Origin of the sequence: Halomonas chromatireducens, from assembly GCF_001545155.1 — a bacterium.
Taxonomy (GTDB): domain Bacteria; phylum Pseudomonadota; class Gammaproteobacteria; order Pseudomonadales; family Halomonadaceae; genus Halomonas; species Halomonas chromatireducens.
On the sequence record NZ_CP014226.1, the window covers coordinates 56,057 to 79,223 of the forward strand.

The window sequence follows — 23,167 nt, forward strand, 5'->3', positions numbered from 1 at the left end:
GCGTTACGCATTCGTGAAGAGAACGAACGCTCGAGAAATCTGGCGTACAACACCCAGTATAGGCAATCGGCATGCCTTGAGAAGGAAAATGCCATTCGCTCAAGAGCTTGTGAAAAGTCTTGTCGACTAAGGTCGAAAGTGGTGCCAGTCGCTTTGGCTGGAAAACCGCACGAGTAGGGCAGGGAGGTGTGCGGATATTCGCACACACTACCTTGCCGGATCGGGGGGCGAGTGGATCAGTGCGGCAATCAGCCGGCTTGCTTGGTGCAGGTCGTTCATCAGCGTCGAGGCAAGCCATGGATCCAGCCGTTGCTGGCGGAGTCGCTCGGCCAGCTCATGCTGCCAGCGGTAGCGAACGGCCTGTACCGGGTCGCCGATATCTGAAGCCTCGGGCGCTTCGGCCAGCCTGTTCAGGCCAAGGGCAAGGGCGAGGCGGAGCTCGTCATGGGCTTCTCGAAGGGGACTGGTACTCGCCGAATGGCGCAGCAGACTTCTCTGCAACACTTCGCCGAAGCGTACTGCCTCCACCATACGCAGTGCCTGGTCCCGAAGGTTGTCCAGATGTGTCTGCTGCTTGTCGGTAAGGGGCGTATCGATTTGTGAATGAAAGGCGAGTATTTCGGCCAGAAGCGGCTTGATCCGCTCCTGGTAGCGGGCATTGACTGCAGGCCAGGTGTCGGGGTCGATACGTGCCTCGACGGCTTCACGCTGCGGTGGGTGGCCGATGACATCGGCGCTGGGCATCAGGATGGCGGTGCAGAGGAGATGATAGGCGCGACGATTGAGGCGCTGACACTCCTGCTCCATGGCGGCTGTGGCGGTATCGGCGTGCTCCAGTGCGGCCTTGTCGAGATAGCGGGCCTGGGCGGGGGGCAGGCGAGTCGGCTCCGGAAAGCTACGCTCCAGCGTACTCGCCAGGCGGGGAATCAGCGGCAGCATCACCGCGATACCCAGCAGATTGAAAAGCGTATGGAAAAGCGCCAGCTTGAGTGGCCAGGCCGTGTCTGTCATCCCGATGACTGTCGCAATGCCGTCGACCAGCCAGGCAAGGGGCATCAGGAGCAGCAGCGCGATGGCGGCAGTGACAAGGTTGAAGACCACATGGGCGCCCGCCAGGCGGCGCGCGGCTGCCCCGGCGGCCAAGGCGCCAAGTACCGCTGTTACCGTGGTCCCCACATTGGCACCAATGGCAATGGCCAGGGCCGGCAGATAGGGAAGCTGCCCCGAGGCGAGGGCGGTCAGGGTCAGCAGCAGGGTGGCATGGCTTGACTGCATGACCACGGTGGCGATGATGCCGAACAACACGAAAAGTGGCCAGTGCCACAGCTGGTCCCCACCCAGGCCGTCGAGCCTGAGCCCGTCCTGCCAGGTTTCGAAGCCCAGTTTCATGAAATCGATGCCCAGGAAAAGCAGCCCGATACCCAGCACCAGGCCGGCAATGCCGGAAAGAACCCCGCGTGAGAGACGGCTACCGAGCAGCCCGAGCGCCAGCAGTGGCATGGCGTAGTGAGCCAGGTCAAAGCGCAGACCGGCGCTGGCGATGAGCCAGGCGCCGGTGGTGGTGCCCAGGTTTGCGCCGAACAGCAGGGCAATCGCACCGGCCAGGGTTATCAGCCCTGCGCTGACGAAGGACATGGCGAGCAGCGTGATCAGCGAACTGGACTGTACCAGAGCCGTGGCTAGCGCGCCCATGCCAATGGCTCGCGCGGGGCTTCGGGTGGCGCTGTGCAGCCAGCGATCGAGCGTGCCGCCGGAGAGTCGCTTGACCCCTTCTTCCAAATGGGACATGCCCCACAGGAACAGGCCAAGCCCTGCCGCCAGGGTGGCAAGATCAGGTCGTGCGAGCAGCAGTGCCGTTGCCGCGAAAAGCCCGAACAGCGCCAGGCGGCGGCGCATTTCCCCGGGTAGAGCTCCCTTGGCTGCTGTGTCCCTGCGAGGCACGATCAGCGCCCTTTGGGATCTAGAATCCTGACGGTCTGAATGGTGTCGTTGCGCTGTTCCTCACGCTCCCGGTTGACCCGGGTTTCCAGCTCGTCGTGGGCATCGTCCGCGATGGCGGCCTGCTCGAAGAAGTCGCAGTTGACGCAGTCTCGATAGCGAATGCCGTTCTGCTCCCAGGCGCGGATGCGGTCCATCTCGGCGCAGCGAGGGCAGATGGCGCCGGCGATAAAGCGTTTCTGAACGGCCATGGAAACTCCCATATGTCAGCCAACGGGGCGGACATGCCCCGATGGCGGTCGATGATACCCGAGTGACGTGGTATCGGGTCAGGCGGCATGAATTCCGCTATGACGCAGCAGCGGCTCAACGCTGGGTTCGCGGCCCCGGAACGCCCGGAACAGCTCGGCGGCATCCCGGGCGCCACCCTGCTCGAGAATCTCGTGGCGAAAGCGCTGGCCGGTCTCGACGTCGAAGATCCCGGCTTCCTCGAAGGCGCTCCAGGCATCGGCGGAGAGCACCTCGGCCCATTTGTAGCTGTAGTAACCCGCCGCGTAGCCACCGGCAAAGACATGGCTGAAACCGTTCTGGAAACGGTTGAAATCGGCCCGGGGCACCACCGAGACGGCGGCACGCACGTCGTCGAGCAAGGCCTGCACATCGGCGGCAGTGGGGGCGGCCAGCTCATGATGCAGGCGCAGGTCGAACAGGGAGAATTCGAGCTGGCGCACCAGGCCCATGGCCGACTGGAAGTTTCTGGCATCCTGCAGGCGTTCCAGCAGTTCGGCCGGCAGTGGCTCCCCGGTGTCGACGTGGCCGGCAATCAGGGCCAGCCCTTCGCGTTCCCAGCAGTAATTTTCCATGAACTGGCTTGGTAGTTCCACGGCGTCCCATGCAACCCCGTTGATGCCGGAGATATCGGCTACGGTTTGACGGGTCAGCATATGATGCAGCCCGTGCCCGAATTCGTGGAACAGGGTGGTGACTTCATCATGGGTCAGCAGGGCTGGCCTGTCGCCCACCGGGCGGGTGAAGTTGCAGGTGAGGTAGGCCACTGGCAGCTGCAGGGAGCCATCTTCACGACAGCGTCGCACCCGGCACTCGTCCATCCAGGCGCCGCCGCGCTTGCCTTCTCGGGCGTAAAGGTCGAAATAGAAGCCGGCGATGGCCTGGCCATGCTCGAGGATCTGGAAATAGCGTACCTCCGGATGATAGCGCGGGGCCGAGTCATCCTCCTGAAACGTGACGCCATAGAGCCGCTCGATGACCTGGAACAACCCATCCACCACCCGGGGAGCCGGAAAGTAAGGGCGCAGTTGTTCCTGGGAAATGGCGTGGCGAGCCTCGCGAAGCTTCTCACTGACATAGCCCACATCCCACGGAGCCAGCTCGGTGATGCCCAGCTCGCTGCGGGCGAATTCAGCCAGCTCCTCGAACTCTTTGTGGGCCTGGGGCACCGCGCGCCTGGCCAAGTCGTTCAGGAAATCGATCGCCTGTTCTGGCGACTCGGCCATCTTGGTGGTCAGTGAGTAGTCGGCATAGGTGGCAAAGCCGAGCAATTCGGCCAGTTCGCTTCGCAGCCGCAGGGTCTCCTCGATAATCGGTGCGTTGTCGTATTCGCCGGCGTTGGGTCCCTGGTCGGAGGCGCGGGTGACGAAGGCCGTGTAGACCTCGCGGCGCAGCGACGCATCGTCGGCGAAGGTCAGCACCGGATAGAAGCTGGGAAAGTCCAGGGTGATGCGATAGCCGCGCGCATTCTTGGCCTCAGCGTTGGCGGCAAGCGTCGCCAGGGCGCTCTCCGGCAGGCCGGCCAGCTGGGCAGCGTCGTCGATGTCCTTGTGCCATGCCTGGGTGGCATCCAGCAGCTGGTTGGAGAAGGTGTTCGATAGTTCGGAGAGCCGCGACTTGATCTCACCGTAGCGACGCTTCTTCTCCACAGGGAGGTCGACGCCGGCGAGATGAAAGTCGCGCAGGGTATTGTCGATGCTGCGGCGCTGCCCTTCATCCAGCGAGTTCCAGTCAATGCCCTCCTTCAGCCCCTGCCAGGCCCGGAACAAGCCTTCGTGCTGGCCAAGCCAGGTGCTGTAGTCGGAAAGCTGGCCGAGGCAGGCCTGATACGCTTCGCGAAGCTCGGGTGTGTTCATGGTGCCATTGAGATGAGAGACCGGCGACCAGGCCCGGGAGAGGCGATCGTTGAGGGCCTCCAGGGGAGCGGCGAGGCTTTCCCAGGTCGGGCTCTTTTGCTCTGCCTGTGCAACCAGCGTCTCGATGGCTGCACGGTTTTCCGCAATCAGCTTTTCGATGGCGGGTGCCACATGGGCCGGGGCAATATCGGCAAAGGGTGGCAGGTCGTGGGAGTCGAGCAGCGGATTGTGGGACATGCACACCTCGTGGACAGGGCTGATGGTTGATAGTCGTCAGGGTAAGACGTGATTGGCTTTAGATGCGGCCGGACAGGCTGGGTTTCAATGCATCATGGGGTATCGAGGGAGTTGGTGCCATCGAGCCGGCCTGATAGGCTTGCGGCCTTCACGAAGCAGAGGCCGACGGCATGAACGCAACCCTGGAGCGCTGGAGTACCCGGCGAGCCTTTATCCTGGCGGTGACCGGTGCAGCCGTAGGGCTCGGAAATATCTGGCGTTTTCCTTATATCACGGGTGAGAACGGTGGGGCCGCATTTCTGGTGCTCTATGTGGCATTCGTGCTGCTGCTGGGGCTGCCGGTGATGATGGCCGAGATCCTGGTCGGGCGCGCTGGCCGCCGTTCGCCGATGCAGTCGCTGGGGCATCTTGCCTCAGCTGCCGGTGCCAGCAGCCACTGGCGTTGGCTGGGGCTCTTCGGCGCCTTTACGGTGTTCTGCATTCTCTCGTTCTATTCGGTGGTATCGGGCTGGTCGATCGAGTTTCTGGTGGCATCGGTCAACGGCAGCTTCGTGGGGCGCAGCGCCGCCGAGATCGGGGCTGGCTTCGACGCCTTTCTTGCCGACCCACGGCGCATGACCTTCAATCACACGCTTTTCCTCTTCATGACCATGAGTGTGGTGGCCGCCGGCGTGGCCAAGGGGCTCGAGCGGCTCAACAATCTTCTGATGCCGCTGCTTTATCTGCTCCTTCTGCTGCTGGCCGGCTATGCGGCGACCACGGCAGGATTCCGGCCGGCCCTGGCGTGGCTGTTTCAGCCCGACTTCGCAATGATAACGCCCCTCGTCGTGATGCATGCCATGGGTCACGCCTTCTTCACCCTGGCAGTGGGAGCCTGTGCATTGATGGCCTATGGTGCCTACATGCCCGAGCGGCAGAGCCTGCCCCGTGCCGCCGCCGCGGTGGCGACTCTCGATGTGGGCGTGGCTCTGCTGGCGGGTATTGCCATCTTCTCGGTGGTGTTCGCCCAGGGCATGGACCCCGCCGAGGGGCCGGGCCTGATGTTCGTGACGCTGCCGATTGCCTTCGCCGAGTTGCCCTGGGGCGCGCTCTGGTTGAGCACCTTCTTCCTGCTGCTGCTGCTGGCGACCTGGACGTCGTCGATCAACCTGGCCGAGCCGATGGTCGCCACGCTGCAGGGCCTTGGGCTCGGGCGCGGCCAATCGGCTGCGGTCATCGGCGTATCGGTGTGGCTGGTGGGGTTGCTGTCGGTACTCTCGTTTTCGACGCTGGCCGAATGGCGTCCGCTGGCGGGCATGAACGTCTTCGACCTGGTGACGACCATTCCCACCGAGATATTTCTGCCCGTGGGGGGCCTGCTGATAGCCATCTTCGCAGCTTGGGTCATGCCGAGAGCGGCCGCCCGTGATGCCCTGGGTGTCGGCGAGCCGGGCTTTCGCCTCTGGCTGGGAGTGGTACGCTGGGTTTCGATTCCGCTGACGGCCCTGGTGCTGGCTGCCGGGCTGCTATGACATGTGATGGCCAACGTGTTGGTCAAGGGAGGCGAGATGCAAGCAGGGAACCCTATTCGCAGCTGGAAGGGTGTGACCCCGAGTCTGGGAGAGCGGGTCTATGTGGACCCGTCCAGCGTGGTGCTGGGCGACGTGGTGCTGGGCGACGACAGTTCGGTCTGGCCCATGACGGTCATCCGTGGCGACATGCACCGCATTCGTATCGGGGCGCGCACCAGCGTCCAGGATGGCAGCGTGCTGCACATCACCCATGCCAGCGACTTCAATCCCGATGGCTTCCCGCTCACCATCGGCGATGACGTGACCATCGGCCACAAGGCGGTCCTGCACGGGTGCACGCTGGGCAGCCGCATCCTGGTAGGCATGGGGGCCATCGTCATGGATGGCGCCGTGGTCGAGGATGAGGTCATCATTGCCGCCGGGGCGCTGGTGACGCCAGGCAAGCGTCTGGAGAGCGGGCATGTGTATGCCGGCAATCCGGCCAGGGCGATGCGGCCGATCAAAGAGAGCGAACGTGCCTTCTTTCCCTATACCGCGGGCAACTACGTGAAGCTCAAGGATGAGTACCTGGCAGCACAGGAATAACCCTCTAACACGTTGTTTTTTCATGCCGAGCTGGGCGATAATCTGGTAATTTATCCAGTATTTCTTGTCCAAGGCTTCAGGGAGTCCGACCCGGCATGGCCGATTTTCGCACCCACCTCAGTGCCGCCGTGGGTGGCGGTGTTCTGCTGGCTGTCACCGGCTGGCAGAGTGGTCTCTGGACGCCGGCGGAAGCACTGCCGCTGGCAGCGCTGACTGCCTTCGGCGGTATCCTGCCCGATATCGATGCCGATCAATCCCATGCCGTTCGCCTGATTTTCAATACCATGGCCGTCCTGGCAGTGGTGATCGGAGTCCTGTTGCTGCACGCCCGGCTCGAGCCGGGGGCGCTGCTGATGGTCTGTGGAGGACTCTACGTCGGGGTGCGCCACGTGCTGAGCCCGATCTTCAAGCGCTTCTCCGTGCATCGCGGAATCTGGCATTCGCTGCTGGCCGCCGTGCTGTGCGGACTGGCGACCAGCGTGGCCGGCTACCACTTCCTGGCCCAGGAGGGTAGGTTGGCCTGGGCTCAGGGCCTGGCGCTGGCGCTGGGCTATCTGATCCATCTCGCGCTGGACGAGCTCTATAGCGTGGATCTCTCCGGGGCGCGACTAAAGCGCTCCTTCGGCACGGCGCTCAAGCTGTTCGACTACCGTGCTCCAGGCAACTCCCTTGTCATGTTGCTGATGGTGGCCGGCTTGGTGCCCTGGCTGCCGTCCTGGTCGGTATTGGGCGAGCTGGTCGCTCAGGGCTTGACCTTATGGCGGTAGTCTTCGGCCTTGAGGCCGTATTTCTTCAGCTTGTCGTAGAGAGTCTTGCGTGGCAGGCCCAGGTGTTCGCAGACCTCGTTGATGCGGCCTCGGTGGCTGGCCAGTGACTGGCTGATAAGACTCTTTTCGAACAGCTCTACCTGTTGCGGCAGGGCGAGATCGGCGCCGGTGGTCTCTACGCCTTCGAGCAGGTCGTCGAGGCGATAGTCGAAGGCCGAACCCAGCAGCACGTAGCGTTCGGCCAGGTTGCGTAGTTCGCGAACATTGCCCGGCCAGTCATGGGCCATCAGCGCCGAAATGCCGCGTGTGTCGAGGGGGGGCGCTTCCAGGCCGCTGCGATTGGCCGCGACCACAGCGAAGTGCTGGAAGAGCAAAGGGATGTCCTCACGACGATCCCGCAGCGGTGGAATCGGCAGGGTGACCACATTGAGGCGGTAATAGAGGTCCTCGCGGAAGTGGCCCTCTTCGGCGGCGACCTTGAGGTCGACCTTGGTGGCGGCAATGACCCGGATATCCAACGGCACCGGTTCATTGGCGCCCAGCCGTTCGACACAGCGCTCCTGCAGTACACGCAGCAGCTTGACCTGCAGCGCCAGGGGCATGGACTCGATCTCGTCGAGGAAGACGGTGCCGCCGTTGGCATGTTCGAACTTGCCGATACGGCGCTCCACGGCGCCGGTGAATGCCCCCTTCTCGTGACCGAACAGTTCCGACTCGATGATGCTTTCCGGTACCGCCCCACAGTTGATGGCGACGAACGGGTGTCCGCCGCGTGGGCTGCGCTCATGGATGGCGCGAGCCACCAGGTCCTTGCCGGTACCGGTTTCGCCGAACAGCAGAACGTCTGTCTGGACCTGGCCGATACGCTGGATCATGGAGGCCAGGCGCTGGATGGCCAGGGTGCGCCCCACCAGGCGCGGGCCTGGAGCGGCCTGCTGCGCTTCCAGCTCGGCCTTGAGCCGGCGGTTCTCCAGGCTCAGGCGGCGCTTGTCGACGCCGCGGCGCACCATCTCCACCAGGCGCTCGCCGGCAAAGGGTTTTTCCAGGAAGTCCCAGGCGCCTTCCCGCATCGCCTCCACGGCGGTGGAAATGTCACCGTGGCCGGTGATCAGGATGACTGGCAGGTCGGGGTCGCGCAGGCGTACCTCTTTCAGCAGGGCCATGCCGTCCATCCCGGGCATGCGTATATCACTGACGATGACGCCGGGAAAATCGGGCATGAGCTTTTCCAGAGCGCTCTCCGCGCTGGAGTGAGGCTCGGGCAGGTAGCCGGCCAGCTCCAGGGTCTGGCCGGCTGTGATGCGCAAATGGGGTTCATCATCGACGATCAGTACCGGTGCGGCCGCCGGGTCATGCATGGGAGGTTGGCTCCTGGGTCTGTGCGAGGCGGGATCTCTCGGGATCGCCGTCACGGGTCAGGGTAATGGTAAAGAGGGCGCCGGCACCAGTGAGGTTGGCGGCATTGAGCCGCCCCCCCAGGTCGTCGATGATGCGTGACGATATCGAAAGCCCTAGCCCCAGTCCGCTACCGGGTGTCTTGGTGGTGAAGAAGGGCTCGAAGATGCGTGACAGGTGCTCCTCGGGTATGCCCGGCCCGTTGTCGGCAACGCTGATACGCACGTGGCGGTCGTCGGCATCGATAGCGAGAGTCAGCTTTGGTTCTGGGGTGTCGGCCATGGCCTGCAGGGCATTGCCGATCAGGTTGACCAGCACCTGCTCGAGGCGGACCAGATCGGCATGGACCCAGATCGCTTCATCAGTCCAGTGACGTATGATCTCCACCTCGCTGCTGCGCAGCCGTGCCTGGTAGAGGCGCAGCGCATAGTCAATACAGGCCTGTACCGAAACGGCGGTCATGGCGCCGCCGCTCTTGCGCGAAAACTGGCGCAGCTGGGCGCTGATCTCCGCCATGCGTTCGGTGAGCTCGACGACCTGAGCCAGGTTGGCATCGGCGGCATCCTGTCGGCTGCGGGCGAGGAAGGCCCTGGCGTTCTCTGCATAGGCGCGGATGGCAGCCAGTGGCTGGTTGAGCTCATGGTTGATACCGGCGGCAAGCTGGCCGAGGACGGCGAGCTTGGCCGCCTGGATCAGCTCATCCTGGGTCTGGCGCAGGCTCTCCTCGGCCCGACGGCGCTCCTCGATCTCGTCGGAGAGCAGGCGGTTGGTTTCCACCAGGTCACGGGTGCGGTGTTCCACATTGCGCTCGAGTTCGTCCCTGGCGCGGGCAAGGGTGCGGCGTTCGCGTTCGGCGAACAGCTCACGCTCGCGACGCAGCCTGAGACGTTGCCAGCCGACTCCGCCGGCCAGCACGACCACGCCATAGAGGCCCCCGGCAAGCAGCGCGGCCAGCCACTGCGCATTGTTTACCGGGTCGAGCGGCTTGAGGATATGCATGTTCCAGCCGAGCTCCTCCATATGCCGGGTCAGGCCAAGATAGTTGCCTTCGGCCAGGGGGCCATCGGCGAACCGTACCAGGCGACTCCCGTCTTCCCGGTATTCGTATGCCTCGATGCCCGACGGGGAGAGCGGCTCGTCAGCATAGCGCCGGGTGGCAAGCAGAGACTGGTGCTCCTGTTCGGAGAGAGGGTAGAGCGCAGTCATCTGCAGTTCGGGCCGGCTGGCCATGAAGATGATGTTATCCGCATCGGTGACCAGCAGTTCGGCGTCCTGCTCTGCCCAGCCCTCCTCGACAGCATCGAGGAGTACCTTGATGACCATCACCCCATAGGGCTGGGCATCCGGGGCCGTATCATCGAGCCATACCGGGGCCGAAAAGTAGTAGCCTCGCTCCAGTGACTGGGTGCCAAGACCGAAGAAGCGGCCGCGCTGGCCTTCGATGGCGTCCTGGTAATAGCTGCGGAAGGCGTAGTTGTGGCCAATGAAGGTGTTTTCCAGATGCCAGTTGCTGGCCGCCAGCGTCGTGCCCATGCGATCCAGCAGGTAGACATCGGAGACATCGGCGATGGCGCGGAACTGGTCTAGCAGCAGGTTCAGCGGCATGGGATTCTGGTTCCAGTGGTTGGCCAGGAATCGCCTTACCATTTCGCGTGAAGCCAGCAATTGAGGGAGATAGTCATGTCGCGTCAGGTGGCCTTCCAGGCCAGAGGCAGAGAGGCGCAGCTCATTCTCGGCCTCTCGCACCATGTTCTGCAGGACCTGCTCGCGGGCGGTCTGGGATGCCTGCCACACGACGATGACCAGGCCCAGCGGTATCAGCAGCAGCAACAGTCGGCGCAGGGAGCGAGAAATTCTCGGTGGGCGATGCGGACCTTTCAAACGGGAATGTCCTCAGCTCGGGATTTCGGGTAGTGCCTGGGCACGTCGCAGGGCCCGCTGGGCCCGAGTCTCGGCACGCTCCATTTCCAGCAACTCCTCCTCGACGAAGACCAGATGCTCATGGGCACGAGCTCGTGCGTCTTCGGCCCGGCCTTCGAGTATGGCATCCAGCAGGGCACGGTGCTGTTTCATCAGCAACGGACGAGATTGGGGTTTTTCGAACAGGTGGGCCAGGTTGTCGACGATGCTCTTTTCCAGCAGGTGAAAGATACCGCGAATGGTATGCAGCAGCAGCACATTGTGGCCCGCTTCCGCGATCGCCAGATGGAAGGCTGCATCGGCCTTGGCTTCAAGTGCCGGGTTGCGGCCAGCGAAACAGGCTTCCAGCTCGTCGAATCGCTTGATCAACATGGCCTTGTCGGCTGGCGTGGAGCGCAAGGCGGCATAGTAGGCCGATATGCCCTCCATGGCATCGCGAAATTCCAGCAGGTCCAGATGGAATTCCTGATGGCGGGAGAGCATGTCCAGGAGGGGGTCGCTGTAGCCGCTGTTGAGTTCGCGGGTCACGAAGGTGCCGCCACCCTGGCGGCTGGTCAAAAGTCCGCGAGTGGCCAGTTTCTGAATGGCCTCGCGCAGCGACGGGCGGGAGACACCGAAGCGCTCGGCGAGCTCCCGTTCCGGCGGGAGCCGCTGCCCCGGCTTGAGGCTACCCTCGAGAATCATGGCTTCGAGACGTTCGGTGATAACATCGGCCAGTTTGGGTTGGCGAACGGTATGGTAGGACATGCAGGTTTTCCTGGCGGGCGACTATAATTGGTCTGACCAATATTGGCCCGATTGACGCTACGATGCAATCAGAATAAGGCACAGAAATCTGGCTAACTATCATAGGCTTGCTGTAGTTGAATTAATTACATCGACCAAAGTATAGTCTTTTCGGCACGGCAAAACGTGGCGTGTCGTTTGACACTGTGTATGCCGAGCCCTAATGTGCCTTTTTCTCACTCGGTAAATTGGTATTACCAATTTACCGAGTGAAGAGAAGCAAAGCAAACTCTGTGCGAAGTTTCGACGTCATCCAAAGACAATAAACAGTTGTGTGACACAGCAATTCCTACCGCAGTCCGCAGCATGGCGCGGGCCGACCGTGAGGGCACCTCATGACGCCAGTCAAGCTCTATCCCCCCAAGTCAGAAAAGGTCTACTTCTTCGGCACCTGTCTCGTCGATATGTTCTACCCCGAAGCGGGTCTGGATGGCATTCGGCTGCTGGAGCGCGAAGGCATCGAGGTACTCTTTCCCGAAGACCAGACCTGCTGCGGACAGCCGGCCTATACCTCCGGCTACCAGAGCGAGGCTCGTGCCGTGGCGGCGGCACAGCTCAAGTTATTCCCGGAGCCCTGGCCGATCATCGTTCCTTCGGGATCCTGCGGTGGCATGATGCGGACCCATTATTCGCAGCTGTTTGCCGGCACCGATCAGGAGTCACTGGCCGGTGAGGTCGCGAGCCGGGTGTATGAGCTCACGGAATACCTGGTTCATGTCTGCCATCTCCAGCTCGACGATCGTGGTCGGGCTGAAACGGTGGCGATGCATACTTCCTGCAGTGCGCGACGAGAGATGGGGCTGGCCGAGACAGGACCGATGCTGCTGGCCAGGCTTGGCCAGGTCAAGCTGGTGGAGCAGGAGCGGGCTGCCGAATGCTGTGGTTTCGGCGGTACCTTTGCCGTTCGTCACCCCGAAGTCTCTGCCGCCATGGTGGAAGACAAGGTCCAGGCCATCGAAGCGACGGGCGCCAGCCACTTCGTCTCGTCCGACTGCGGCTGCCTGATGAACATCAACGGCCGCTTCGAACACCAGAAGAAGGCGATCCAGGGCGAGCATATCGCCAGCTACCTGTGGCGGAGAACCTCATGACTGTCGAGACCTATACGCCGCGGGCCTTTCACCGCCAGGCCCATGATGCCCTGGGCAACCCGCAGATCCGCTCCAACTTTCGCCGAGCCATGGATGGCCTGATGACCAAGCGTCGCGATGTCTTCAGCGACTGGGACCTGGAGACCCTGCGCGAGCTGGGCGCCAACATTCGCCTGCGGGCACTGGCCAGGCTGCCCGACCTGCTGGAGCAACTGGAAGCGAACTGCGAGGCCAACGGTATCCGGGTTCACTGGGCGGAAGATGGCGAGGAGGCATGCCGGATCATTCGTGAGCTGTGTGAATCGCATGGCGCGAAATCGGTCATCAAGGGCAAGTCGATGGTCTCCGAGGAGATGCACCTCAATGCCCACCTGGAGGCGGCCGGCATCGAGGCCCTCGAGTCGGACCTCGGCGAGTACCTGGTACAGCTCAACGAGCAGACACCCTCGCATATCATCATGCCGGCGATCCATCTCAATACCGACGAGATCTCCGACATCATGCACGATAAGACGGGGACCGACCGCACCCGTGATGTCGACTACATGACCGCTGCCGCCAGGGCCCAGTTGCGTGAGCGCTTCATGAATGCCGACGTGGGTGTCTCGGGAGTCAACTTCGCCGTGGCCGAGACGGGAACTCTCTGCCTGGTGGAGAACGAGGGCAATGGCCGCATGACCACCACGGTGCCCCCGGTTCATATTGCCGTGACGGGCATAGAGAAAGTGGTCGAGCACCTGCGCGATGTGCCGCCGCTCTATGCCCTGCTGACTCGCTCGGCCACCGGCCAGCATGTCACCACCTACTTCAACATGATCTCGGGTCCGCGCAAGGCGGGGGAGCATGATGGCCCCCGGGAAGTCCACCTGGTGCTGGTCGACAGCGGACGCTCCCGCATCTATCAGGACGATGAGCTGCTCGATACCCTGCGCTGCATCCGCTGTGGCGCCTGCATGAACCACTGCCCGGTCTATACCCGCGTTGGTGGTCATAGCTACGGCACCACCTACCCCGGTCCCATCGGCAGCATCCTGATGCCCCACATGCTGGGGCTCGAGGAAACCAAGGACCTGCCGACAGCATCGAGCCTGTGCGGTGCCTGCGGCGAGGTCTGCCCGGTCAAGATCCCGATTCCCGACCTGCTGGTGCGCCTGCGCCGCGAGGCGGTGGGAGAAGGGCGTGGCAACGTTCACGGCGCCGGGGTAAAGCGCACGAAGAAAGAGGTGGCTGCCTGGAAAACCTGGCAGTGGTTGGCGACCCATCCCTCGGCCTGGCGGGGAAGCTTGACGATGGCTGGGAAGCTGCGCGCCTTGACACCATCGAAGCTGGGACCCTGGACGCAATACCGCACCGCGCCAAAGCTGGCAAAGCGCTCGTTGCATGCGCTGGTCAAGTCGCACCGCCGGGAAGGGGAGGGTGAGTCATGAGCGCCCGCGATAACATTCTCAAGCGCCTGCGTGAGCGCACCGATGGCCCGCTCACGGCACCTGACAGCGATTTTGGCGTAGTGACTGGACGTGGCTGGAGTGCCGAAGAGCGTCTCGAGCGCTTCGAACGCTGGATCAGCTCCGTGCATGGGGAGGTGCTCCATACCACCCGTGACAGCTGGACAACCGATCTGGTGGCACTGCTGCAAGCCAAGGGCATTCGCCGTCTCGCCCTGGGACGTGAGCATCCGGTTGCCGCCGAGGCGCGAGCCGCCCTGGCCGAAGGGGAGGTGACCCTGATCGACGCCGATCGTGACGTAGAGGAGTGGCAGCTGGAGCAGTTTGAGACCACAGACGCCGGCCTGACCTCCACTCGTGGCGGCATCGCCGAGACCGGCAGCCTCTGGCTGTGGCCCACCCCGGATGAGCCCCGCCTGATCAGCCTGGTGCCGCCAATACACATCGCCGTGCTGGATGCCGACACTATCGAGGACACTTTCTTCGACGTGATCGAGGCCCATGGCTGGGCCGGCGGCATGCCCACCAATGCCCTGCTTGTCTCTGGCCCGAGCAAGACCGCCGACATCGAGCAGACCCTGGCCTACGGGGTCCACGGCCCCCGTGAGTTGATCGTGCTTGTACGCCATGCCGAGGAGCGCCCATGACGCCTGCAACCCCTGACCCGGCCACGCCCGAGGCCTGGCATGATCTGAAGAGCGAGCTGCTCGAGATCATGCCCGCCGAGCGGCTGATCGATGATCCGCTGCGCACCTTAGCCTACGGCACCGATGCCAGCTTCTACCGTCTGATTCCCAAACTGATCGTGCGCCCCGAGAGCGAGGACGAGCTGATGGCAGTGCTGGCGGCGTGTCGTTCCCGCCGGCTGCCGGTGACCTTCCGTGCCGCCGGCACCTCGCTTTCCGGCCAGGCGGTTACCGACTCCGTGCTGATCCAGATGGGTCAGGGCTGGCGCGGCCATGAGATCCTCGAGGGTGGGCAGGCGATCCGCCTGCAGCCCGGGGTGATCGGCGCCCGGGCCAACCAGGTTCTGGCCCCTTTCGGCCGTAAAATCGGCCCCGACCCGGCTTCCATCGGCAGCTGCATGATCGGCGGTATCGCGGCCAACAATGCCTCGGGCATGTGCTGCGGTACGGCACAGAACAGCTATCGTACGGTACGCGATATCCGCGTGATCCTGGCCGACGGCACCCGGCTGGACACCGCCGACCCGGCCAGCCGTGAGGCGTTTCGGCGTAGCCATGCCGAGCTCGTCGAAGGGCTTGAGCGGCTCTCCGCCGAGACCCGGGCCAATGCGCCCCTGGCCGAGAAGATACGTCACAAGTACCGGCTCAAGAATACGACCGGCTATGCGCTCAATAGCCTGGTCGACTTCACCGACGGTATCGAGATCCTCAAGCATCTGATGATCGGCTCCGAAGGGACGCTGGGCTTCATCAGCACCATCACCTATGACACCGTGGTGGATGAGCCGCTGAAGGCCGCGGCTCTGCTCTTCCTGCCGGATATGGCCACCACCTGCCGGGCGACCATCGCCCTCAAGCCGGCACCGGTTTCCGCGGTGGAGCTGATGGACCGCGCCGCGCTGCGCTCGGTGGAGCGCAAGCCGGGAATGCCAGAGGTGCTGAAGACGCTGCCGGAAGGAGCGGCGGCGCTGCTGATCGATGTACGCGGCAATGACGAGGGCGAACTCGAAGCGCGGCTTCAGGCGGTGCACGACATCTTTGAGGGCATTCACACCCTGGAGCCCGTTACCTTCACCCGCGACAAGGGTATCTACGAGCTCTACTGGAAGATTCGCAAGGGCCTCTTTCCCGCGGTGGGCGCGGTGCGTGACATCGGCACGACGGTGATCATCGAGGACGTGGCCTTCCCCATCGAGCGCCTCGACGAAGGCGTTCAGGCGCTGACCGATGCCTTCCATCGCCATGGCTATCCGGAGGCCATCCTCTTTGGTCACGCCCTGGAAGGAAACCTGCACTTCGTATTCCCCCAGGGTTTCGAGAAGCCCGGCGAGGTAGAGCGCTACCAGGCTCTGATGGACGAAGTGGCGCAGCTGGTCGGCGTCGAGTACGGCGGCTCGCTCAAGGCCGAGCATGGCACCGGACGCAACATGGCGCCCTATGTCGAGCTGGAGTGGGGGCCCGAAGCCTACGCCCTGATGTGGCAGATCAAGGCGCTGTTCGACCCAGAGAATCTGCTCAATCCCGAGGTCATCCTCAGCCGCAACCCGACATTGCACCTGGAGAACCTCAAGCCGTTGCCGGCGGCCCATGACATCATCGACAAGTGCATCGAGTGCGGTTTCTGCGAGCACGTCTGCCCGTCGAAGGACCTGACCCTCACGCCGCGCCAGCGCATCGTCATTGCCCGTGAGATGGCAAGGCTCGAGGCGCTGGGCGATGCCATCGACGGGGAGGATGCCGAACGGCTGGCCACCTTGCGCCGCGACTATCGCTACGCCGGCGACGAGACCTGTGCCGTCGACGGCCTCTGCGCCACCCAGTGTCCGGTGGGTATCAATACCGGTGAGCTGATCCGGGAGATGCGTCATGAGCGACTGGCGAAGCATGCCGATCTGTCGCGGCGGGTGGGGCGCCACTTCTCCGGGGTGACGCGTGTTGCCCGGGGCGCGCTGAACATGGCAGGCGTTGGCCGTGCGGTGCTGGGCGAGAAGGGACTCTCCCGCGTCAGCGGTACGATAACGAAGGTCAGTGGCAACCGAGTGCCCCAGTGGGTGCCCACCCTGCCCAAGGCGGCACCGATACGTGTACTCAAGCAGCGTTCACCCGCTGATGGGTCAAAGGACAAGGTGGTCTACCTGCCCTCCTGTGCGACTCGAGTGTTCGGCGCCACCCATGGCGATGCCGAGAGCCGCTCGATCATGGAGATAACCCTGTCGCTGCTGGAGCGGGCGGGTTTCGAGGTGATACTGCCCGAGATGACGGGCCATCTCTGCTGCGGCATGGCGTTTCACTCCAAGGGGCAATTCGACGAGGCGACCCACAAGGCCCGTGAACTCAATCGCGAGTTGCTGGTGGCCAGCCAGAACGGTCGCTATCCGATCATCAGCGACACCAGCCCCTGTGTGCTGCATATGCAATCACGCCTGGATGAGCGTCTGTCAGTGCAGGAGCCGGTTGCCTTCGCCCATGACCACCTCTTGCCACGGCTCGAGCTCACACCCCTGGATGAGCGCGTCGCGGTACATGTCACCTGCTCCAGTACTCATATGGGGCTTGGCGAGCGCATGGTGGCGCTGGCCAGGGCCTGTGCCCGTGAGGTGGTGGTGCCGGCGGAGATCACCTGCTGCGGCTTCGCCGGTGATAAGGGACTTTCCACGCCGGAGCTCAATGCCTCGGCGCTGAAGGGGCTGGCCGCCCAGGTGGCAGATTGCGATGCGGGCTACTCGAATTCCAAGACCTGTGAGATCGGGCTGGCGCTGCATGGAGGGATCCCCTATCGTTCGATCCTGTCGCTGCTTGACCGGGCAAGCCGGCAGCAAGCGGCGAGCTGAGAGCGTCCACATGTCCACAGCCACTCGCCCGAAACCGCCTGTGGGCGGGCGCTTCGGGCGGGCGGTGAAATTTTCTGACAAAAGTCCTTGCGGCCGCGGCCCCCAGCCCGTAAAGTACGCATCCGCTGCCGGCAACGGGCAAACGTTACCGGCGGTGGAAGTGGAGAAAGTGCTTGTTTCTGTTTGGTTTTTCCGGGTCGGCTGATGAGATTCGCGATTGACAGAAGCGCCGGAGACGGTAGAATGCACGCCACGCTGAAGGCAGCCGGCAAGAGCGGCGCTGTCGGTTTTTCACAATATCGCCGAGCGCAAGCAGGTGGAGCAGGCGCTGGTTCATGAAGCCAGCCGCGATCACCTGACCGGCGCCGCCAATCGACGCGCCTTTGACCGCTCCCTGATGGTTTGCAGTGCCATGATTAAAGACATGGCGGTTCATCTTCACCCTTCCAGTCACCTGGAAGGTGGAGGCGAGGACGCCTTCCTTGTCGAAGGTGCCGAGCGCTGCTCGGCACCGAAGCCTGGTGCTGACCGTGAAATGGGGCCGAGCAAATCCCTTTCAAGGGTCAGAACGAATTTTTTTTATGCAATGAGCCTCATCGACACAGTGACTTAGCGACTCGTCTCGTCACGGCTGATGAAATCTCCCTCCAGCGGCCGCTCACCGTTATCGTACTGGCCCGGGCCGTGTCCTCGATCCTTGCCTGCCTGTTCGCCTCGGGCTTGCTGCCAGCCGTCGGCCTGACCTGGTCCTTTGCCATCTCGGCGTGCGGCCATTACCTGCAACCGGACATGGGCCGCGGCGAGCAGCCTGGCAAGCAGGCGCCTGGCCCCGGGGATGACGCAGAGAAAGCCCAGTGCATCGGAGAGGAAGCCGGGGGCCAGCAGCAGGGCGCCACCGAAGATCAGCGCCGCGCCGGTGAGCAACTCGCTTGAAGGCAGCTCCCCCAGCTCCATGCGTTGACGGGCACGTGAGAGTGCGGCGGTGCCTTCCCGGCGGATCAGGTAGAGCCCGGCGAAACCGGTGGCCAGTACCAGCCCCAGCGTGGTCAGCAGACCGATGTTGCTGCCCACCGAAAACAGAATGACAAAATCGAGCAGGGCAAAGAGCGTGAAGATAAGCAGTAAAGGCATGACGGCTCCGGGAGGGACGGTTGCCGAAAGGATGGGGGCAAATTGGTGAAAATCAAGCCTGGCGAAGGCACGAAAGGAGAGCTTGATAGCGGGCTATCATTTGCTGCATTGCACAAAGATGCTAAGGTGGGACTAAAGCTTTCCACCATTGCGGCCGAAAAAGCAGGAGAGCCGAAACAAATAATGACGGGCGGCGCTCATGCCGCTGCATACCATTTCCTGAGGAATCCTATGAAACTGGACAAGACTGTCATCGCCATTACCGGTGGGGCTCGCGGCTTGGGCTTCGCCATGGCACGTCGCCTGGGTAAGCAGGGTGCCAGGCTGGCTCTGCTCGACATGGATTCCGGCGCACTGGACCAGGCGGTATCGGCACTTCATGGCGAAGGCATCAAGTCAGGTGCCTTTAAAGTCAATGTGGCCGACGAAGCATCGGTCAAGCAGGCTTTCGGGGATGTGGCTGCCTCCCTGGGGCCGGTCAGCGGCCTGGTCAACAATGCCGGTATCCTGCGCGATGCGCTGCTGGTCAAGGCCAAGGACGGGAAGGTCGAGAAGACCATGTCCCTGCAGGCGTGGCAACAGGTCATCGACGTCAACCTGACCGGGGTCTTCCTGTGCGGCCGTGAAGCGGCTTCACAGATGGTTGAGGCGGGCCATGAAGGCGTCATCGTCAATATCTCCAGCATTTCGCGGGCCGGCAACATGGGCCAGAGCAACTATGCCGCAGCCAAGGCCGCCGTGGTGTCGCTGACCACCACCTGGGCCAGGGAGCTGGCGCGCTACGGGATTCGCGTGGGTGCCGTGGCGCCGGGCTTCATCGAGACCGACATGACGGCCTCGATGCGTGAGGACATGCTGGAGAAGCTCACCGCGGGTGTGCCGCTCAAGCGGCTCGGGGATCCGGACAACATCGCCCAGAGCGTGTCATTCATCTTCGAGAACGACTATTTCACCGGCCGCGTGATCGAATGCGATGGTGGGCTGCGCCTCTGAGTGCATGCCGCTAAGCGGTAAGGGCTGAACGACGAGGCCGGCGGTGAAAACCGCCGGCCTCGTCGCGTTTCAAGGTAGCGCCCCCATACTCAGAATTCGACTTGATCGCGGAACGCCTCCACCGTCGCCGGCCCGATGCCGCTGACTCGTGTAAGGTCGTCAGCACTCTCGAAGCTGCCGTTGGTCTCGCGCTCCTCGATGATGGCTTCGGCCCGGCTGGGTCCGATGCCTGGCAGTTCGGCCAGCAGCTCGGCATCTGCCGTGTTGACGTTGATTGGCGCCAACTCCTGGGCCTGGGCCGTGGAGGCCATGGCCAGCAGTACACACAGAATCAAGCCGAGCGCCGCCCCATGAATGTTTCCTTTCATGATTTTTCTTCTCCTTTTGTATCGTGTTTTGTGACACCTGACGTGTCCCGTTAAACGCTATAAGAAAGGGGGCGATGACGGGGTCGGTATATGACGGTTTTCTATGTAAGAAAAAGCCGATTATCGTGGTCGACATTTGCGACGCCATTTGTGCGAAAACACATAAATTCGCCCGACTCCGCCAGCAGGCGGGTCGGGCGAGAACTGAACCGGCACTAAGCGCAGGTAAGCGAGGGGCGGGGGCTTACTCGGTGGCGGCTTCGTCGGTACGGGCTGCCAGGATGAAGTCGTTCTTGTGCAGGCCCTTCATTTCGTGGGACCACCAGGTCACCGTGACCTTGCCCCATTCGGTGAGCAGGGCGGGGTGATGGCCCACCTCTTCGGCGATCTCACCGACACGGTTGGTGAATGCTAACGCCTGCTTGAAGTTGCGGAACTTGAATACGCGCTCGAGCTGCTTGACGCCATCGCGTTCGACGATCTCCCACTCGGGGATATCGCGATGGTAGGCCTGAATCTCTTCGTCACTCACATGGGGGGCGTCCCAGCCGCAGGCTTCGCACTGCTGTTCGGATAGTTGGCTCATGCCGTCTCCTTGTCGTCGTCGGGGGTTGTCGTTGTTCATGCCTTGGTGCGCTTGGGGGCCGGCTCGAAGAGCGGCTCGTGCAGGCCCAGCGCCATGGCCTGCTGCACCATGCCCATGATGTCCTTTTGGGAAAGGTCGTGCAGGGTCTTGAGGTCGTCAAGCACGTAATAGAGCGGCTGCAGGATATCGATGCGGTAGGGCGTGCGCAGTGCTTCGACCGGGTCGAATGGCTCGTGTACCGGTGCATCGGAGAGGGCATGCAGGGTCTCCTTGGGCGAGGAGATGATGCCGCCGCCGTAGATGCGTCGACCCGCCGGCGTGTCCACCAGCCCGAACTCCACCGTCATCCAGTAGAGGCGAGCCAGATAGACCCGCTCCTTGGGCGATGCCGCCAGACCCAGCCGCCCATACGTCGCGGTGAATTCGGCGAAGGCCGGGTTGGTGAGCATGGGGCAGTGGCCGAAGATCTCGTGGAAGATGTCCGGCTCCTTGAGGTAGTCCAGTTCCTCCGGAGTACGAATGAAGGTGGCTACCGGGAAGCGCTGGCTGGCGAGCAGGGCGAAGAAGGTGTCGAAGGGGATCAGCGCCGGCACCTGGGCGGTTTCCCAGCCGGTGCTGGCCTTGAGTACCCGGTCGATATCGGCGAGCTGGGGTACCCGGTCTTCCGGCAGGGCCAGCCGCTCGAGCCCGTCGAGATACTCCTGGCAGACGCGTCCCTCGATCATGCCGAGCTGGCGCTGCATCAGTGTCTGCCAGGTGGCGTTGTCCTGCTCCGACCAGGCGATATGGCCACTCTCGTCGGGCAGGCGTGCGCGATAGCCGGTCTTGCTGGCAACATCGCTGAGATGAGCGTTGGATGACGTCATGGGATCTCCCGCTGGCGGTTTATGATTGTCTTCGTGACTGTTGTACGTGCCTTGGAATGGCTTCGAGTCTAGACAGGTACGCAGCGGGAAAGCGCCCGCATTACGCCTCATCGAGGTGTAATGCGCGGGTCGTTCTGTAAAGAAAACCTTACAATAGAATTAACCCTTTGCCTTGAGGGGGAGAAGTCCCGGGCAGGCTGGTTTGAGGTTGCGCGAGTGTCACGTTATCTTGACGGTAGAGTCACGATGGCTTGACGCCTTTCTTTCCCGGCGTCGCGGCCACGCCAACCATTTGCCCGTTTCTGATTCGAGTACACCCTGATGAGACTGAGGTTCCACTGCCAGAATCGCATCGGCATTCTGCGTGATATCGTGTCGCACTTCGTCGATTATGGGCTCAACGTGGCGCGCGGGGAGGTGGGGGGAGAGCACGGCAACGCCATCTATCTGCACGTACCCAATCTGCTCAACGCCCAGCTTGCGACCCTCAAGCCGGTTCTGGAAGCCGTACCCGGCGTGTTCGGCGTCCGCCGGGTCAACCTGATGCCCAGCGAACGTCGCCACCTGGAGCTCGATGCGTTGCTGTCGTCGCTCTCAGACCCGGTGATGTCCATCGACATGGAGGGGCATATCGTGGCGGCCAACCGGGCAGCCGGCCAGCTGCTTGGTGTCCGCATCGACGAAGTGCCGGGCCTGTCGCTGAACCGCTACTTGCCGGATATCGATCTGCCGGCACTGATCCGCCGCAACAACGCACGGGTCAACGGCCTGCGTATCACGCTGCGCGACGCCACCTTCCTGGCCGATATCGCGCCACTGCACCGGGAGCACCTCGATGACGTGGCGTCGCTGGCCGGGGCGGTGGTGACCCTGCACAGCGTCGATCGTATCGGTGAGCGGATCTACCAAGTCCAGCGTCAGGAGCTGCGCGGCTTCGATGCGCTGTTCCAGGCCAGTCCCAGGCTGGCGTCGCTGATTCGTGAGGCGCGTCGCATGGCGCCGCTGGAGGCGCCGCTGCTGATCCAGGGCGAGACCGGCACCGGCAAGGAGTTATTGGCCAGGGCCTGTCACCTGGCAAGCTCCCGGGGGCAGGCGCCGTTCATGGCATTGAACTGCGCCGGATTGCCGGAATCCATGGCCGAGACCGAGCTGTTCGGCTATGCGCCGGGGGCCTTCGAAGGCGCGCGCCCCGAAGGCAAGCTGGGGCTTCTGGAGCTGACGGCGGGTGGCACCATCTTCCTTGACGAGGTGGGCGAGATGAGTCCGCGGCTGCAGGTCAAGCTGCTGCGCTTCCTGCAGGATGGCGGCTTTCGCCGAGTGGGCAGCGACGAGGAGACCTACCTCGACGTGCGGGTGATCTGTGCCACCCAGCAGGATTTGCCAGGGCTCTGCGCCGAAGGCCATTTCCGCCATGACCTGTACCATCGCCTCAACGTGCTGTCGCTGGCGGTTCCGCCGCTACGGGAATGCCTGGATGGCATCGAGGCGATGGCCAATCATTTCATCGACCGGGCCGCGCGGCAGATAGGCTGCCGAGCGCCATCGCTGTCACCGGCGGCCCTGGCCCGGCTCTCCGCCTACCACTGGCCCGGCAACGTACGCCAGTTGGAGAACGTGCTGTTCCAGGCGGTCTCGCTCTGTGAAGGCGAGGCCATCGAGCCCTCTCATCTGCGGCTGCCGGATGTGGGCGAGGCGCCGGGACTCTCGGGCATGGATCTGGACGGCACCCTGGCGGATATCATGGGCGAGGTGGAGCGGCGTGTACTGGCAACGCTCTATCCGCACCATCCTTCCAGTCGCCAGCTGGCCAAGCGCCTGGGCGTTTCGCATACGACCATTGCCAACAAGCTGAACCGCCACGGCATCGGCTCGGACGGATAGCGTCAG

The 23,167-nt window shown here is 63.2% G+C and carries 20 protein-coding genes; 10 read left to right on the plus strand and 10 right to left on the minus strand.

The features are described 5' to 3' along the window. Positions 1–207: 207 nt before the first annotated feature. The 3 genes from LOKO_RS00270 to prlC form a co-directional block, all read right to left on the minus strand. The gene (locus tag LOKO_RS00270) at positions 208–1,896 is read right to left on the minus strand and encodes a Na/Pi cotransporter family protein (protein ID WP_083517350.1); all 1,689 of its coding nucleotides are present in this window, start codon (positions 1,894–1,896) and stop codon (positions 208–210) included. Positions 1,897–1,943: 47 nt separating this feature from the next. Then, entirely contained in the window at positions 1,944–2,189 is a 246-nt protein-coding gene (locus tag LOKO_RS00275; protein ID WP_066443493.1) for a YheV family putative zinc ribbon protein, read from the minus strand. 78 nt (positions 2,190–2,267) lie between these two features. Beyond that, positions 2,268–4,319, minus strand: a complete 2,052-nt coding sequence (prlC, locus tag LOKO_RS00280; protein ID WP_066443495.1) for an oligopeptidase A — start codon at positions 4,317–4,319, stop codon at positions 2,268–2,270. A 170-nt stretch (positions 4,320–4,489) separates the two neighbouring features. Between prlC and LOKO_RS00285 the strand changes: the two genes are divergently transcribed. From LOKO_RS00285 to LOKO_RS00295, 3 genes are all read left to right on the plus strand, one after another. Next, positions 4,490–5,830: a sodium-dependent transporter gene (locus tag LOKO_RS00285; protein ID WP_066443497.1), complete on the plus strand. Its 1,341-nt coding sequence runs from the start codon at positions 4,490–4,492 to the stop codon at positions 5,828–5,830. A gap of 36 nt (positions 5,831–5,866) precedes the next feature. Next, positions 5,867–6,415 carry a gamma carbonic anhydrase family protein gene (locus LOKO_RS00290; RefSeq protein ID WP_066452138.1) on the plus strand — a complete coding sequence of 183 codons (549 nt, stop codon included), beginning with the start codon at positions 5,867–5,869 and terminating at the stop codon, positions 6,413–6,415. 95 nt (positions 6,416–6,510) lie between these two features. After that, positions 6,511–7,182, plus strand: coding sequence for a metal-dependent hydrolase (locus LOKO_RS00295; protein ID WP_066443500.1), 672 nt, complete (start codon positions 6,511–6,513; stop codon positions 7,180–7,182). Here the strand turns inward: LOKO_RS00295 and LOKO_RS00300 are convergent. The 3 genes from LOKO_RS00300 to LOKO_RS00310 are packed head-to-tail and all read right to left on the minus strand — an operon-like array spanning position 7,158 to position 11,244. Beyond that, positions 7,158–8,540 carry a sigma-54-dependent transcriptional regulator gene (locus tag LOKO_RS00300; protein ID WP_066443501.1) on the minus strand — a complete coding sequence of 461 codons (1,383 nt, stop codon included), beginning with the start codon at positions 8,538–8,540 and terminating at the stop codon, positions 7,158–7,160. The two genes, LOKO_RS00295 and LOKO_RS00300, sit on opposite strands and share 25 nt — an antisense overlap. Beyond that, entirely contained in the window at positions 8,533–10,458 is a 1,926-nt protein-coding gene (locus LOKO_RS00305) for an ATP-binding protein (protein ID WP_066443504.1), read from the minus strand. Before LOKO_RS00305 ends, LOKO_RS00300 begins: the two co-directional genes overlap by 8 nt. A 12-nt stretch (positions 10,459–10,470) precedes the next feature. Continuing rightward, entirely contained in the window at positions 10,471–11,244 is a 774-nt protein-coding gene (locus tag LOKO_RS00310) for a GntR family transcriptional regulator (RefSeq protein WP_066443507.1), read from the minus strand. 374 nt (positions 11,245–11,618) lie between these two features. On the opposite strand from LOKO_RS00310, the gene LOKO_RS00315 reads away from it, so the two are divergent. From LOKO_RS00315 to LOKO_RS00335, 5 genes are all read left to right on the plus strand, one after another. Next, positions 11,619–12,374 (plus strand): (Fe-S)-binding protein, encoded by a 756-nt coding sequence (locus tag LOKO_RS00315; protein WP_066443510.1) that lies wholly within the window; start codon positions 11,619–11,621, stop codon positions 12,372–12,374. Beyond that, positions 12,371–13,801, plus strand: coding sequence for a LutB/LldF family L-lactate oxidation iron-sulfur protein (locus LOKO_RS00320; RefSeq protein WP_066443512.1), 1,431 nt, complete (start codon positions 12,371–12,373; stop codon positions 13,799–13,801). The genes LOKO_RS00315 and LOKO_RS00320 overlap by 4 nt, the downstream gene beginning before the upstream one ends. After that, positions 13,798–14,466, plus strand: coding sequence for a LutC/YkgG family protein (locus LOKO_RS00325; protein WP_066443515.1), 669 nt, complete (start codon positions 13,798–13,800; stop codon positions 14,464–14,466). Before LOKO_RS00320 ends, LOKO_RS00325 begins: the two co-directional genes overlap by 4 nt. Then, positions 14,463–17,336, plus strand: a complete 2,874-nt coding sequence (locus LOKO_RS00330; RefSeq protein WP_083517351.1) for an FAD-binding and (Fe-S)-binding domain-containing protein — start codon at positions 14,463–14,465, stop codon at positions 17,334–17,336. Before LOKO_RS00325 ends, LOKO_RS00330 begins: the two co-directional genes overlap by 4 nt. A 316-nt stretch (positions 17,337–17,652) precedes the next feature. Then, positions 17,653–17,949, plus strand: coding sequence for a hypothetical protein (locus tag LOKO_RS00335; RefSeq protein WP_066443518.1), 297 nt, complete (start codon positions 17,653–17,655; stop codon positions 17,947–17,949). On the opposite strand, the gene LOKO_RS00340 is transcribed toward LOKO_RS00335, so the two are convergent. Further along, positions 17,946–18,467 carry an FxsA family protein gene (locus tag LOKO_RS00340; RefSeq protein ID WP_066443521.1) on the minus strand — a complete coding sequence of 174 codons (522 nt, stop codon included), beginning with the start codon at positions 18,465–18,467 and terminating at the stop codon, positions 17,946–17,948. The genes LOKO_RS00335 and LOKO_RS00340 overlap by 4 nt on opposite strands. A gap of 231 nt (positions 18,468–18,698) precedes the next feature. Here LOKO_RS00340 and LOKO_RS00345 point away from each other — a divergent pair, with 231 nt between their 5' ends. After that, the gene (locus LOKO_RS00345) at positions 18,699–19,460 is read left to right on the plus strand and encodes an SDR family oxidoreductase (RefSeq protein ID WP_066443524.1); all 762 of its coding nucleotides are present in this window, start codon (positions 18,699–18,701) and stop codon (positions 19,458–19,460) included. Between the two features lie 89 nt (positions 19,461–19,549). On the opposite strand, the gene LOKO_RS00350 is transcribed toward LOKO_RS00345, so the two are convergent. From LOKO_RS00350 to phhA, 3 genes are all read right to left on the minus strand, one after another. After that, a complete protein-coding gene (locus tag LOKO_RS00350; RefSeq protein WP_410505378.1) occupies positions 19,550–19,771 on the minus strand; it encodes a ComEA family DNA-binding protein in 222 nt (73 codons plus the stop codon). Positions 19,772–20,072: 301 nt separating this feature from the next. Further along, positions 20,073–20,414 (minus strand): 4a-hydroxytetrahydrobiopterin dehydratase, encoded by a 342-nt coding sequence (locus LOKO_RS00355; RefSeq protein ID WP_066443530.1) that lies wholly within the window; start codon positions 20,412–20,414, stop codon positions 20,073–20,075. A gap of 35 nt (positions 20,415–20,449) precedes the next feature. Continuing rightward, the gene (phhA, locus tag LOKO_RS00360) at positions 20,450–21,391 is read right to left on the minus strand and encodes a phenylalanine 4-monooxygenase (protein WP_083517352.1); all 942 of its coding nucleotides are present in this window, start codon (positions 21,389–21,391) and stop codon (positions 20,450–20,452) included. A 210-nt stretch (positions 21,392–21,601) separates the two neighbouring features. On the opposite strand from phhA, the gene LOKO_RS00365 reads away from it, so the two are divergent. Further along, complete coding sequence (locus tag LOKO_RS00365; RefSeq protein WP_066443539.1) at positions 21,602–23,161, plus strand: sigma-54-dependent transcriptional regulator; 1,560 nt, start codon at positions 21,602–21,604, stop codon at positions 23,159–23,161. The last annotated feature ends 6 nt before the right edge of the window (positions 23,162–23,167 follow it).